Here is a 13340-nt window from a genome sequence, read left to right as displayed (position 1 = left end):
AACATCATTCTCACCATGCGGGAACTCGCCTACACTCGCCGCATGTCCGACCTCTGGAGTGACCTTCTGGCCTGTCTCGACCTGCGCGAGCAGCCGTCCACCGGCACCGCCGCGTTCGAGGGACCCAATCAACGGCTGAGCTATCACCGTCTGTTCGGCGGCCAGCTCCTCGCCCAGTTCGTCCGCGCGGCCTCCCTGGCCGGCCAAGGCGCGGGAGAGAGTCCGGGCAAGGCCGTCAAGTCCCTGCATGTTCTGTTCCCGCGGGCCGGCCGCACCGATGAGCCGGTCCGCTACGAGGCCGAGCGTGTCCACGAGGGCGGCACCTTCGCGACCTGGTCCCTGGTGGCCCGGCAACCGGCGGGCGTGATCGCGACGGCGTCGGTGTCCCTGCACGCCTCCGAGGAAGGGCTCGACCATCAGACCTGCCCGCCCGCACCCCCCGTACCCGGCAGGGAGCACCAGGTGGAACTCGACCTGCTGCCCTGGGAGACCCGTACGGCCACGGATCTCGACGCGGCGGCACCGGGCGCCCCCGAGCTGGACCTGTGGATGCGTACCCCCCGGGTGGCCGCCGATCTCGCCCCCGCCCTGCTCGCGTACGCCACCGATCTCACCGTCATCGGCACGGCCCTGCGCCCGCTCGACGGCATCAGTCAGCGGGACGCGGGCCGGGTCTTCACCTCGGCCGTCACCTCGCACACCGTGTGGTTCCACCGGCCCTTCCGTACCGACGACTGGCTGTTGCTGCGCCAGCACGCCCCGCTCCTGGCGCACGGCCGTGGCTACGGGCGCGGCGACGTCCTCACCCGGAACGGTTCGCTCGTCGCCTCCTACGCACAGGAGGCGCTGGTGCGCTTCACACCGTGACGGCACCAGGGCACCCGCGCCGGCTCACGGCGCGGACACCTCCACCACCATCGCCGACGCCATGCCGCCCCCGGCGCACAGGGCCGCGACACCGATCCCGCCCCCGGTGCGGCGCAGTTCGTGCACGAGTGTGACCAGCATCCGCGCACCGGTGGCGGCGACGGGGTGGCCGAGCGAGCAGCCGCTGCCGTTGACGTTGACCCGGTCCGGGTCGAGGTCGAGGCGGCGTACGACGGCGACACACATGGCGGCGAACGCCTCGTTGATCTCGTACAGATCGACGTCGGATGCCGAAAGCCCGGCGCGGGCAAGGGCCTTGGGGATGGCCAGAGCCGGGGCCATTCCGGTCTCTGCGGGGTCGACACCGACGGAGGCCCAGGAGCGAATCGTGGCCAGGACGGGCAGGCCGTCTCTGGCCGCCGTGGTGTCGGCGGCGACGACGAGCGCCGCCGCTCCGTCGTTGCCCCCGCTGGAGTTGCCCGCGGTGATGCTGAAGCCGTCGATCTCGGGGTGGAGGGGCTTGAGTGACGCCAGCTTGTCCAACGAGGTGGTGCGGCGCGGGTGTTCGTCCACGGAGAAGAGCCCGTGCGGCGTCCGGATCGGGACGATCTCGGCGTCGAAGCGGCCTTCGTCGATGGCGCGGACGGCGTTGCGGTGCGAGCGCAGGGCCCAGGCGTCCATGTCCGCGCGCGAGACACCCTCGGCGACGGCCGTGTTCCACCCGATGGTGACCGCCATGTCCATATTGGGCGCGTCCGGCCGGTCGGGGTGTGTCGGCGGGTACCAGTCGGCCCATTCGCCTCCGGTACGGAACCGCTGGACGGGCGCCGTGGAGGCCGAGTTGACGCCCCCGGCGATGACGAGTTCGTCCATGCCGGAGCGGATGGAGGCGGCGGCGTGCTCGACGGCCGCGAGGCCCGCCGCGCAGTGCCGGTTGTTCGCGGTGCCCGGCACCGAGGCGAGACCGGCGGTGAGCGCGGCGTGCCGGGCGACGACCCCGCCGCCGTAGAGGCCCTCGCCGAGGACCACGCCGTCGAGCCGGTCCGGGTCGAGCCCGTCGGCCGCGGCTGTGAGGATGTGGTGGGCCAGGTCGTAGGCGGTGGTGTCGCGCAGGGTGCCCTTGACGGCGGTGCCGATGGGGGTGCGCAGGGCGGATACGAGAACGGCCTCAGGCATGTGTGGTCTCCCAACCGGTCTTGGGCTCGGGCTGTGTGTCGGTCCCCGATACGCCGGCGCCCGGAACGTCGGACCCCGGAACATGGGCCCCCGACCCGGTGTCCCACTCGGCGAGCAGGGCGCGGCGCAGCAGCTTTCCTGTCTCGGTCTTCGGCAGATCGGCGCGGAAGATGACGGTGTCGGGTGTCTTGGAGGAGCGGAGCCGCTCGCGTACCCATTGCCGTATCGCGTCGGGTTCGCCCTCGCCGACCAGTACGGCGACGATCCGCTGCCCCCACTCCGGGTCGGGCACACCGACCACCGCCGCCTCGCTGATGCCGGGGTGGGCGAGCAGGACGTCCTCGATCTCCTCGGGAGCGATGTTCTCGCCGCCCCGGATGATGGTGTCGTCGGCGCGTCCCTCGATGAACAGATAGCCGTCGGCGTCGAGCCGTCCCCGGTCCCGGGTGGGGAACCAGCCCTGCGCGTCGAGCGCGCTGCGCCCCCGGTACTCGCCGGAGATCTGCTCGCCCCGTACGAAGACGAGCCCGGTCTCCCCAGGGGTGGCCGTGGTTCCGTCGGCCCGGCGGATCTCGATCTCGACGCCGGGCAGCGCGCGGCCCACCGACGAGAGGCGGTCGCGCAGTGCCGGATCACTCGCGCCGAGGGCCGCGCGGTGGTCGTCGGGGCCGAGTACCGCGAGGGACGAGGCGGTCTCGGTGAGCCCGTAGGCGTTGACGAAGCCGGTGTCGGGGAAGAGCGTGAGCGCCCGCTCCACGACCGGGCGGGGGGTGCGCGCTCCGCCGTAGGCGAGGTGGCGCAGGGTCGGGGCCTCGGCGTCGGCGGCGGCCACGGCGGCGACGATCCGCGCGAGCATCGTCGGGACGAGCATGGCGTGGGTCACCCGCTCGCGGCGTACGGTGGCGAGCCATCGCGTCGCGTCGAAGGCGGGAAGGTAGACGACTCTGCGCCCGGTCCAGAGGTTCGACAGGAGGTTCGTGAGCCCGGCCACGTGGTACGGCGGGACCGCCACCAGGGCCGCGTCCCCGTCCTCGGCCGAGTCGAACTCCAGCGTGTTGAGTACGTAGGCGAGGAGGTGCCGGTGGCGCAGGAGCGCCGCCTTCGGGGCCGCTGTGGTGCCGCTCGTGTAGAGGACGACCGCGACGGCGTCCTGGTCCGGTGGCCGGTCAGGGTCCTGCGCCTCACTCGGATCGTCCTCGCCGGTGATCCGGTCCCCGGGGTCCACGAGCCGGTCGGTATCAGCGGCGCCGAGGACCAGAGCGCCCGGATGCCGGTCCTCGATCGCCTTCAACTGGGCTTCTCCGAGCCGGTAGTTGAGGGGGACGAAGGGGACTCCGGCGAGCGCGGCGCCGAACAGGGCGACGGGGTAGGCGAGGTGGTTGGCACCTCGGTACAGCACGGCGGGGCGGCCTCGGAACCGGCCGGCGGCGGACCGGGCGCGCTCCAGGAGCTGGGCGGCGGTCAGCGAGCGGCCGTCAGCCGTCACCACGGCCCGATCGCTGACCGAAGCCGCCATTTCGAGAATCATGGTGATAGTCATGAGAGTGTTATTCTCACGCAACAAGAGCGGGACTTTCAAGAGTGGGGAGCATTGATGCAGATCAGTGGAGGCTCCGCGATCGTGACAGGAGGGGCGGGCGGCTTGGGCGAGGCCACCGTGCGTCGGCTCCATGAGGCGGGGGCCCGGGTGGTCGTCGCCGATCTCGCCGACGAGAAGGGCAAGGCACTGGAGCGTGAGCTGGGCGTGCGGTACGTACGCACCGATGCCACCAGCGAGGACGACGTACAGGCGGCGATCGCCGAGGCCGAGTCCCGGGGCCCGCTGCGGATCTCGGTGGACGCGCACGGCGGACCCGCGAGCGGCGGCCGGCTCATCGGCAAGGACGGCGCCCCGCTGGACCTCGACGGCTTCCGCCGCACCATCGAGATCTATCTGACGGGCGTGTTCAACGTGATGCGGCTGGCCGCTGCCGCCATCGGCCGGCAGGAACCGCTCGACGGCGGCTCGCGGGGCGTCATCGTCAACACCGCGTCCATCGCGGCGTACGAAGGTCAGATCGGCCAACTCCCGTACGCCGCCGCGAAGGGCGGGGTGGCGAGCATGACACTCGTGGCCGCCCGTGACCTGTCCCCGCTCGGCATCCGGGTCGTCACCGTCGCACCGGGCACGTTCCTGACTCCGGCCTACGGCCAGGCGGGCGACAAGCTGGAGGCCCACTGGGGACCCCAGGTCCCGCACCCACGACGGATGGGGCGCCCCACCGAGTACGCCGATCTCGTCCATCACATCTGCGCGAACGACTACCTGAACGGCGAGGTGATCCGGCTGGACGGCGCCCTGCGCTTTCCCCCGAAGTAGCGTCTGACGGACCGACGGAGAAGGACATTTCCCTATCGAGATCGGGATGATCTCCTCAAAATCCCCAAGGCCGTTCCATGAACGCATACGGTTCTTGCGCATAGACTGAAGTAATGTTCTCACCATGGCATACAAGGCGGACCGGCCCGTGAGCGCCCTGAGCGAGGAGCCGGCCTGGAAGCAGCGGGCGGTCGAGCGCTCCACCCAGGCGGCGAAACGCCGGGCCGAACAGCGGGTGGAGCGGTTCCTCGACGCGGCGCAGGCGATCATGGCGGAGAAGGGCACCACGGATTTCACCGTGCAGGAGGTCGTCGACCGGTCCCATCAGTCGCTGCGCAGCTTCTACCAGCACTTCGACGGCAAGCACGAACTGCTGCTCGCCCTGTTCGAGGACGCCATGAGCCGGTCGGCCGACCAGTTGCGCGCGGCGGCGGCCGAGCGGTCCGATCCGCTGGACCGGCTCAAGGTCGCCACACAGATGCTGTTCGAAAGCTCACGCCCCCACCCGGGCATGCGGCGCCCGCTGTTCACCGACTTCGCGCTGCGCTTGCTGGTCACGCACCCCACCGAGATGAAGGCGGCGCACACACCGATCCTGAGCCTCTTCACCGACCTGCTGTCGGACGTCGAGTCCGCGGGCAGGCTGCATCCCGGTCTCAAACCGCGCCGCGTGGCCGCCCTGACCACCCAGACCGTCATGTTCAGCGCCCAGTCCAGCGGCAGCTCCGCCGACGAGGGCGCCCAGCCGATCACGGCCGACGAGATCTGGGCCTTCTGCGGCAAGGGTTTCATCCGCGGCTAGGGGGTTTCTGATGGATCTCCGTGGAAGAAGGAGCGGCGTTCGGTGCGTGCTCTCGGCGTGCCGGGCGGAAGCCCTCGTACTGGGCGTACTTGGGTTTTCGCCCGGTGCGGCGAGAGTGCGTGCCGGGCGTCGCGACGCCGCGGAGATCCATCAGAAGCCCCCTAGGGTCCTTCGTCCGAGCGAGAGGCGCTACTCCGGATCCGGTGCCCCGCCGTGTTCGCCCAGGCGCGGCGGCGGCCGGTACTCGGGCTCGTACCCGGCGATCCGCACGGAGCTGCCGACCAGCCGGAAGTCACCGGCCGTCACGATCATCCCGGGAGTGGCCTCCAGCGCCTCGGGCAAGGTGCGTACCGCCGCCGCCGGTACCCCCAGGGGTCGCAGCCGGGACTCCCATTCCCGGGCGGTACGGGCGGCCAGGGCCCGGGTCACCGCGGCGATGACCTCCTCACGGCGCGCGGCCCGCTCGGCCATCGTCGCGAAACCGTCGATGCCCGCCTCCGCCGCCAGGGACTTCCAGAACCCGTCGTGCGTGACGAACAGCGCCAAGTGGCCATCGGCGGTGGGGAAGAGCTGGGCCGGTACGTAGTAGGAGTGCGCGCCGAACGGCAGCCGCCGTGGCTCGGTTCCCTCGTTCAGATAGGCCGAGGCACGGTAGTTGAGCTGGGACAGCATCACGTCGCGCAGTGTGACCTCCACCTGGCCGCCGCGCCCGGACACGATCTGGGCGAGCAGCCCGAGTGCGGCGGTCAGCGCGGCGGAGTTGTCGGCCGACGAGTAGCCGGGCAGGGTCGGTGGTCCCCCGGGGTCACCGGTGAGCGCGGCGACACCGGTCGCCGCCTGGATCACATAGTCGAAGGCGGGGTCGTCGCCGGCGTCCAGGCCGTAACCGGTGACGGCGACGCAGACGATCCGCTCGTTCCACCGGCGCAGGGCGTCGTAGGTGAGTCCGAGGCGGCGGATCGCCGACGGTTTCAGGTTGACCAGCAGGGCGTGGGACCCGGTGACGAACTCCCCCAGGCGGGCCTGCCCGGCCTCCGATGTCAGATCGAGACGGACGCTGCGCTTGTTCCGGTTGAGGCTGGCGAAGTACGCGTCGCTCACCTGGCGCGAGAGGTCTCCGCCCGGTGGTTCGATCTTGGTGACCTCGGCGCCGAGGTCGGCGAGCATCATCGTGGCGAACGGCCCCGCCAGGATGTGACCGACCTCCAGGACGCGGATGCCCGCCAGCGGTCCGGCCGTCACCTCAGCTCCGCCGCCAGTCCGGCGATCATCTCCCTGGTCCGGCGCTTGGAGGCGACCAGTTCGTCCCGGCCGTCACCGAGCGGCAGCAGCCGTACCGACAGATCGGTGACGCCGGCGTCGGCGAACCGCCGCAGCCGTGCCGCGACGGCCTTCTCGTCCCCCGCCGCGCACAGGTCGCCGACGTCCCTGGCGTCGCCATAATCCAGCAGCCGCTGGTAGTTGGGCGAGATCTCCGCCTCCCCGAGGATCCGGTTGGCGCGTTCGCGCGCCGCGTCGACCTCGGACGGCCGGCAGAGACAGACCGGGATGCCCGCGACGATCCGCGGCGCCCGGCGCCCGGCGGCTTCGGCGGCCTTGGTGATGCGCGGGACGACATGGTCGGCGACCGCACGCTCGTCGGCCATCCACAGCACGGTCCCGTCGGCCCGTTCACCCGCGAGTGCCAGCATGACCGGGCCCAGCGCGGCGAGCAGCACGGGCAGCGGTCGTACGGGACCGATGTCGAGCGGATTGTGCACCGTGAACGTCCCGTTCTCGACATCGACGGGACCCGGACCGTGCAGCGCGGCGTCCAGTACGTCCAGGTGGTCCCGGGTGAGGGCGGCCGGCCGCTCGTAGGGCAGCCCGAGCATGTCGCGCACGATCCAGTGGTGCGAGGGTCCGATGCCCAGCGCCAGCCGACCGCCGGCGGCGGCCTGCGCGGACAGCGCCTGCCGCGCCAGCGCGATCGGGTGCTGTGCCTGGAGCGGTACGACCGCGGTGCCCAGTTCGATCCGCTCCGTCCGCGCGCCCATCAGCGCGACGGCGGTCAACGCGTCGAAGTCCGTGGGGATTTGCGGCACCCACGCCGTGTCCAGGCCGGCGGTCTCGGCCCACTCCACGTCCGCGAGCATCCGTGACACCTTCCGCGCGGAATCCCCACGCTCGGGCCCGATCATCACACCGATCCGCACGATGCCTCCAGCTTTCACAATCGATTGCAGGGTGGAGCGGTCAGGACGGAGCGGTCAGGACGGAGCCGGGGTGCCGGTCAGCGCGCGTACCTCCGCCACCAGGGTGTCCAGGGGCGTCCCCGTGGGGAACACGCCGGCCGCGCCCACGGCCCGGAGCCGGAGGATGTCGGCCGGAGGTATCGTGCCGCCGACGATGACGGTGATGTCGGGGGCGTCGGCGGCCTTCAGCGCCTCGACGATCCGGGCGGTCAGGGCAAGGTGCGCCCCGGACAGCATGCTCAGCCCGACCACGGCGACGTCCTCCTGGACGGCGCTCGCGACGATGTCCTCGACCCGCTGGCGGATGCCCGTGAAGACGACCTCGAAGCCCGCGTCGCGCAGGGCGCGCGCCACGATCTTGGCGCCGCGGTCATGGCCGTCCAGACCGGGCTTCGCGATCAGGATCCGGGTGCCCATCAGTACACCACCGGCTGCTGGAACTCGCCCCAGACCGCGGTGAGCGCTGCGGTCATCTCCCCCACCGTGCAGTAGACCTCGGCGCAGTCGATCAAGGGGGCCATGAGGTTGGTGTCGCCCTCCGCCGCGCGGGACAGCGCGGTGAGAGTGGCGCGTACGGCCGCGGGGTCGCGTTCGGCCTTGACCCGGGCCAGGCGCTTGAGCTGCACCTCGCGGCCCTTGGCGTCGAGTGCGTAGGTGGCGATGTCCGGTGGCGGCTCGTCCGAGGCGAAGCGGTTGACCCCGACGACCGGCCGGGTGCCCGCCTCGACGTCCTGATGGAGCCGGTACGCCTCGTCGGCGATGAGCCCTTGCAGATAGCCGTCCTCGATCGCCCGGACCATCCCCCCGTGCCGGTCCAGATCGTCCATGATCTCCACGATGCGGGCCTCGGTGGCGTCGGTGAGTGCCTCGACGAAGTAGGAGCCGCCGAGCGGGTCGACGACGCGTGCGACGCCGGTCTCGTGGGCGAGGATCTGCTGGGTGCGCAGCGCGAGGGTCGCCGACTCCTCGCTGGGCAGCGCGAACGGCTCGTCCCAGGCCGCGGTAAACATCGACTGCACGCCGCCGAGCACCGACGCCATCGCCTCGTACGCCACCCGCACGGCGTTGTTCCGCGCCTGAGGGGCGTAGAGCGAGGCGCCGCCCGCGACACAGCCGAAGCGGAACATGGACGCCTTGTCGGTGGTCGCGCCGTACCGCTCGCGGACGATCGTCGCCCACCGTCTGCGTCCCGCACGGTACTTGGCGATCTCCTCGAAGAAGTCACCGTGCGTGTAGAAGAAGAAGGAGACCTGCGGGGCGAATTCCTCGACGGTCATCCGTCCGCGTTCAAGGACCGTGTCGCAGTACGTGACTCCGTCCGCGAGCGTGAACGCCATCTCCTGTACGGCGTTGGCGCCCGCATCGCGGAAGTGCGCGCCGGCGACGGAGATCGCGTTGAACCTCGGCACCTCGGCCGCGCAGAACTCGATGGTGTCGGCGATCAGCCGCAGGGACGGTGCGGGCGGCCAGATCCAGGTGCCGCGTGAGGCGTACTCCTTGAGAATGTCGTTCTGGATCGTCCCGGTGAGCTTCCCCCGGGGTATGCCCCTGCGTTCGGCGGCGGCCACATAGAACGCCAGCAGGATCGCGGCCGTCCCGTTGATGGTGAAGCTGGTGCTGATCCGGTCGAGCGGGATGCCGTCGAACAGGACCTCGGCGTCGGCGAGTGTGTCGACCGCGACGCCCACCCGGCCGACCTCTTCGCCGACTTCCGGGTCGTCGGAGTCGTAGCCGCACTGGGTGGGCAGGTCGAGCGCCACCGAGAGCCCGGTGCCGCCCTGGTCCAGAAGGTAGTGGTAGCGGCGGTTGGACTCCTCCGCGGTACCGAACCCGGAGTACTGCCTGAACGTCCACAGCCGCCCCCGGTAGCCGGAGGCGAAGTTGCCGCGCGTGAACGGGAAGCTGCCCGGTTCAGGCGGCGGCGCACCCCGGTCCGCCGGTCCGTAGACCGGCTGGAGCGGGATGCCGGACGAGGTCTGAGCGAAGTCATTCATCGCCGGATACGCTACTTCCGACTTTGGAGAATGCCAATACCGCTGAGGAGAATTGGCTACGGACATGGGAGCCTCGGCCTTCCCACGACCTTCCCTCGGCCTCCCACGGCCTCCCCAGGGCCTTCTCAACGCCGGGTGCCGTACCTGGGGGCCCCAGGGCCTCGCGGTCGAGTTCGACGGCCCGCTCCGGTACCTCGCGAATCCGGCTGGTCCTTCGGCTCCCTCTTCGCCGCTACCTGTGGCTAGACTGGCCCGCCGCTCATGACCTCGGTGGTGCCGATGGCGGGCGGCGTTCTCACGGTGCACCGCCCCGCCGGCGCTCCGGTGCGGCAAGCGGAAAGGGGCCCGCACATGGCCGTCAGTCTGGTGGTGATGGCCGCCGTCGCGCTGACGGCCGCCCTGGCACTTCCCCGGAGACTGACCCGGGTGACGTGGGCCGAGCAGGAGCCCGTCCTGGCGCTGTGGGTGTGGCAATGTCTGGTCGCCACCGTACTGCTGAGCTGTCTCTCCGCTCTCCTGCTGGGCTCCACGGCCGTCTTCCAAAGCGTCCGGGCCTACGCGTTCGCGCCCGCGCCCCCACGTGTCACCGCCGCCTACGCCCCCGGCGCCGCGCCCGCGTGGGTCACCGTGCTGACGCTGCTCCTCGCCTGCGGTGCGGCCTGGTCCGGCGCCATGCTGCTCCGCGAGATCATCGACGCCCGTAGGCGCCGGGACCTGCGCCGCGAGGATCTGCGGGAACGTGCCCCGGACCTGCCGGACGGTCTGCCCGACGGGCTACCGGATGGCCTGTCGGCGGGTATGCCCGACGGCCAGCCGGTCGCGCACAGCCCTCTGCTCGTCCTCGAAGACGAGTATCCCGACGCCTGGTTGATGCGGGGCGCCGCACCGCGCCTGGTCGTCACCACCGGTGCGCTGCGCCGCCTGACGGATCCTCAGCTCGACGCGGTCCTCGCCCACGAGTTGGGCCACGCGCACGCACGGCACGACTGGCTGCTCCAGCTGTCCACCGCCTTGGCCACGGGTTTCCCCCGGGTCCCGCTGTTCGCCCACTTCCGCGACCAGACGTACCGCCTGGTCGAACTCGCCGCCGACGACACGGCGTCGCGTCGCTGCGGTCACCTCACCACGGCTCTCGCCCTCATCGAACTCAACCAGCACCGGGGTGTGTTGTCCTGTTCCTCGACCCGACGTCTGTTCGGCGACCGAGTGCAGCGGCTTCTCGAACCCCCGCCGCGTCTCGACCGCACCCGCCGGACCGCCACCTCCCTGGCCGCTGCCCTCGCTCCTCTCGTCCCCCTGCTCATCGCCTTCACCCCGGCCCTGACGGTGCTCGGCTGAGAGCTTTCGCGGGCGCCCGGCCGGACCAGGGCTGTCAACCACACCGGCTGGAGCACGCGGCGGCCCCTTTCAGGCAACGCTCGCCCGGTACCGCCAGGGTGCTGTCGCCGAGTCCGGGAAAAAACGGGCTGCGGATGCGGCCCGCCCCCTGTATGAAGACCCCATGGTGTCTTCTGACCGGCTGCTCGCGTTCGCGGCGATGTCCTTCCTGTTGATCGTGATTCCGGGGCCCAGCGTCCTGTTCGTGATCGGCCGGGCGCTGGCGCAGGGCCGCCGTGCCGCGCTGACGACGGTCGTGGGGAACACCCTCGGCGCGTACGTGCTGGTCGTGGCCGTCGCGTTCGGCGTCGGGGCCGTGGTGGAGCGCTCGGTCCTGGTGTTCACGGTGCTGAAGCTGGTGGGCGCCGCGTACCTGGTGTATCTGGGCGTCAAGGCGGTGCGGCAACGCAGGTCGCTGCACGCCGCGTTCACCGGTGACGGTCCGGCGCACAGCGGTCTGCGGACGCTCGCGGAGGGCTTCGCGGTCGGGGTGGCCAACCCCAAGACCATCGTGTTCTTCGCGGCCGTACTCCCGCAGTTCGTGGACCGCGCCCAAGGGCATGTGGCCGTGCAGATGCTGATCCTCGGCCTGGTCTTCAACATCATCGCGGTGGCCTCGGACAGCGTCTGGGGCCTGGTCGCCGCCACCACGCGGACCTGGTTCGCCCGCTCCCCCCAGCGGCTCTCCCTGATCGGCGGAGTCGGCGGCCTCACCATGATCGGCCTGGGAGTGACGGTGGCGGCCACAGGCCGCAAGGAGTAGGCGGGTGACGGCAGGGTCTTACGATCTGCCCATGACGGACACCCCGAAGTACTGGACCGTACGCCATTTTTCGCAGGCCAACCCCGCCGGACCGGGCTGCGACAGTGTTCCGGCGCTCTTGCGACGGCTGGCCGATGCCATTGAGGCGTTGGGCCCTGTCGAGGTCCAGGACGTGGTGATCGAGTCAGAGATGACCGAGCACGGCCCCTGGCGGTCGGGGACCGTCTACTTCCATCTGCCGGAAGACGACGGAGAGGCGACGGGGCCCGGCACTCCCTGAGGTGGCAACGGCTGCTGACCGACCGCACCGGCACCCTGTCAGGTGCGGTGCGGGCGGGAGTGGAGCCCCGTCGGAAACCGTTCAGCGCTTGCGTGCCACGCCGACGTAGACCGGGACCGAGATGTCGCCGGCCGGGGGCTGGTCCGGGCCGAGTCCCGGGTGCCACTCGGGGGCCAGGGTGAGACCGGGTTCGACAAGGTCCATGCCCTCGAAGAACTGCGCGACTTCCTTCTGTGTGCGCGGGCGCAGGGTCGAGCCGGCGCGACGGTACCGGGCGACCACCTCGGCGCTCTCCTCGGGCGAGAAGTCACCCGTGACGTGAGCTATGACGAGGTAACTGCCTGCCGGGAGCGCGTCGACCAGTCGGCTGACGATGCCGTACGCGTCGTCCTCGTCCGCCACGAAGTGCAGCAGGGCGATGAGGGAGAGGGCGACGGGCTGCTGGAGGTCGAGCGTGGCGCCGGCCTTCGCGACGATCTGCGCGGGATCACGTACGTCCGCCTCGACGTAGTCGGTACTGCCCTCCTCCGTGCTGTCCAGCAGGGCTTCCGCGTGACGCAGCACGATCGGGTCGTTGTCCACGTACACGACGCGCGAGGTGGGGTCGGCCTGTTGGGCGATGCGGTGGAGGTTCGGCTCGGTGGGGATTCCCGTACCGATGTCGATGTACTGGCCGACGCCGCGGCCGGCGAGCCAGCGGGTGGCGCGGTGCATGAACCACCGGTTGCTCATCGCCGTGTTCCTGACCGTGGCATCGACGGCGATCATGCCCTCGGCGAACTCCTCGTCGACCACGTAGTTGGTCTTGCCGCCCAACAGGTAGTCGTACACGCGTGCCGGGTGCATCTTGCTCGTGTCGATCCGAGCCGCCGCATCGTAACCATCGGTCATGGGACTACTCCACTTCCTTCCCAGGAGAGATGATCAGACTAGTTCCGGACCGCCTGCTCCGCGAGGTGTTCAAGTCAACAGGTCAGGTCGGGTGCGGCGCGCCAGGACCGCCGCCTGGGCCCGGTCGCGGCAGCCGGTCTTGGCCAGCAGGCGGCTGACATGGCTCTTCACGGTGTGCTCGGAGACCGTGAGGCGCGCGGCGATCGGCGTTGCTCAACCCTTCGCCGACCAGGGCGAGTACATCGCGTTCGCGGTCGGTCAGGGCGGAGAGGCGTGCGAGGTCGGCGGGGTCGGTGCGGTCGGCCCTGCGGTGGGCGGCATAGCCGCGGATGAGGCGGCCGGCGACACTGGGGCTGAGGACGGCGGGATCGCCGTGGCGGTCGGCGTCCTGATCGACACACTCCTCGTCCGCTCCCTCCTGGTACCGGCGTTGGTGACCCTCCCCCGCGACCGCACGTGGTGGCCGAGCCACCGAGAGCACCGAGAGCACCGAGAGCACCGAGAGCACCGAGAGCACCGAGAGCACCGGTGACCAGGTCGGCGCCGACTGATCGGGCGGTTCACTCGTACCGGTGAAGATCCCGCCCCGATTCTGAC

At 70.9% G+C, this 13340-nt stretch carries 15 protein-coding genes; 7 read left to right on the top strand and 8 right to left on the bottom strand.

All coding sequences use genetic code 11. The annotated features are described in order from the left end of the window. Window positions 1-42 precede the first annotated feature (42 nt). Complete coding sequence (locus ACFVT5_RS08005; protein ID WP_389882663.1) at window positions 43-867, top strand: acyl-CoA thioesterase; 825 nt, start codon at window positions 43-45, stop codon at window positions 865-867. Between the two features lie 24 nt (window positions 868-891). Here the strand turns inward: ACFVT5_RS08005 and ACFVT5_RS08000 are convergent, their stop codons facing one another. Together ACFVT5_RS08000 and ACFVT5_RS07995 are read right to left on the bottom strand one after the other, a co-directional pair. Next, window positions 892-2043, bottom strand: coding sequence for a thiolase family protein (locus tag ACFVT5_RS08000; RefSeq protein WP_389882661.1), 1152 nt, complete (start codon window positions 2041-2043; stop codon window positions 892-894). Continuing rightward, the gene (locus ACFVT5_RS07995) at window positions 2036-3583 is read right to left on the bottom strand and encodes a class I adenylate-forming enzyme family protein (protein ID WP_389882660.1); all 1548 of its coding nucleotides are present in this window, start codon (window positions 3581-3583) and stop codon (window positions 2036-2038) included. The genes ACFVT5_RS08000 and ACFVT5_RS07995 overlap by 8 nt, the downstream gene beginning before the upstream one ends. Before the next feature lie 54 nt (window positions 3584-3637). Between ACFVT5_RS07995 and ACFVT5_RS07990 the strand changes: the two genes are divergently transcribed. Further along, window positions 3638-4402 carry an SDR family oxidoreductase gene (locus ACFVT5_RS07990; RefSeq protein WP_389882658.1) on the top strand — a complete coding sequence of 255 codons (765 nt, stop codon included), beginning with the start codon at window positions 3638-3640 and terminating at the stop codon, window positions 4400-4402. Between the two features lie 124 nt (window positions 4403-4526). Further along, a complete protein-coding gene (locus ACFVT5_RS07985; RefSeq protein WP_389882656.1) occupies window positions 4527-5204 on the top strand; it encodes a TetR/AcrR family transcriptional regulator in 678 nt (225 codons plus the stop codon). A gap of 189 nt (window positions 5205-5393) precedes the next feature. Here ACFVT5_RS07985 and ACFVT5_RS07980 read toward each other — a convergent pair whose 3' ends face one another. The 4 genes from ACFVT5_RS07980 to ACFVT5_RS07965 form a co-directional block, all read right to left on the bottom strand. Continuing rightward, entirely contained in the window at window positions 5394-6446 is a 1053-nt protein-coding gene (locus ACFVT5_RS07980; RefSeq protein ID WP_389882654.1) for a CaiB/BaiF CoA transferase family protein, read from the bottom strand. After that, complete coding sequence (locus ACFVT5_RS07975) at window positions 6443-7384, bottom strand: LLM class F420-dependent oxidoreductase (RefSeq protein ID WP_389883596.1); 942 nt, start codon at window positions 7382-7384, stop codon at window positions 6443-6445. Before ACFVT5_RS07975 ends, ACFVT5_RS07980 begins: the two co-directional genes overlap by 4 nt. Before the next feature lie 69 nt (window positions 7385-7453). Next, window positions 7454-7855: a cobalamin B12-binding domain-containing protein gene (locus ACFVT5_RS07970; RefSeq protein ID WP_389882652.1), complete on the bottom strand. Its 402-nt coding sequence runs from the start codon at window positions 7853-7855 to the stop codon at window positions 7454-7456. Then, entirely contained in the window at window positions 7855-9432 is a 1578-nt protein-coding gene (locus ACFVT5_RS07965; RefSeq protein WP_389882650.1) for a methylmalonyl-CoA mutase family protein, read from the bottom strand. Before ACFVT5_RS07965 ends, ACFVT5_RS07970 begins: the two co-directional genes overlap by 1 nt. A gap of 351 nt (window positions 9433-9783) precedes the next feature. Between ACFVT5_RS07965 and ACFVT5_RS07960 the strand changes: the two genes are divergently transcribed. From ACFVT5_RS07960 to ACFVT5_RS07950, 3 genes are all read left to right on the top strand, one after another. Beyond that, window positions 9784-10770 (top strand): M56 family metallopeptidase, encoded by a 987-nt coding sequence (locus tag ACFVT5_RS07960; RefSeq protein WP_389882648.1) that lies wholly within the window; start codon window positions 9784-9786, stop codon window positions 10768-10770. A 163-nt stretch (window positions 10771-10933) separates the two neighbouring features. Beyond that, window positions 10934-11572, top strand: a complete 639-nt coding sequence (locus ACFVT5_RS07955; protein ID WP_389882646.1) for a LysE family translocator — start codon at window positions 10934-10936, stop codon at window positions 11570-11572. Between the two features lie 31 nt (window positions 11573-11603). Further along, window positions 11604-11852 carry a hypothetical protein gene (locus tag ACFVT5_RS07950; RefSeq protein WP_389882644.1) on the top strand — a complete coding sequence of 83 codons (249 nt, stop codon included), beginning with the start codon at window positions 11604-11606 and terminating at the stop codon, window positions 11850-11852. 81 nt (window positions 11853-11933) lie between these two features. Here ACFVT5_RS07950 and ACFVT5_RS07945 read toward each other — a convergent pair whose 3' ends face one another. Beyond that, window positions 11934-12743 (bottom strand): SAM-dependent methyltransferase, encoded by an 810-nt coding sequence (locus ACFVT5_RS07945; RefSeq protein WP_389882642.1) that lies wholly within the window; start codon window positions 12741-12743, stop codon window positions 11934-11936. A 69-nt stretch (window positions 12744-12812) separates the two neighbouring features. Further along, window positions 12813-12914, bottom strand: coding sequence for a hypothetical protein (locus ACFVT5_RS07940; protein ID WP_389882640.1), 102 nt, complete (start codon window positions 12912-12914; stop codon window positions 12813-12815). A 1-nt stretch (window position 12915) separates the two neighbouring features. On the opposite strand from ACFVT5_RS07940, the gene ACFVT5_RS07935 reads away from it, so the two are divergent. Then, window positions 12916-13275, top strand: coding sequence for an MMPL family transporter (locus ACFVT5_RS07935; RefSeq protein WP_389882638.1), 360 nt, complete (start codon window positions 12916-12918; stop codon window positions 13273-13275). Window positions 13276-13340 lie beyond the last annotated feature (65 nt).

Origin of the sequence: Streptomyces sp. NPDC058001, assembly GCF_042886315.1 — a bacterium.
GTDB lineage: Bacteria > Actinomycetota > Actinomycetes > Streptomycetales > Streptomycetaceae > Streptomyces.
The sequence above is the reverse complement of the archived record's forward strand: the minus strand, read 5'-3'. Positions and strand labels throughout refer to the sequence as shown.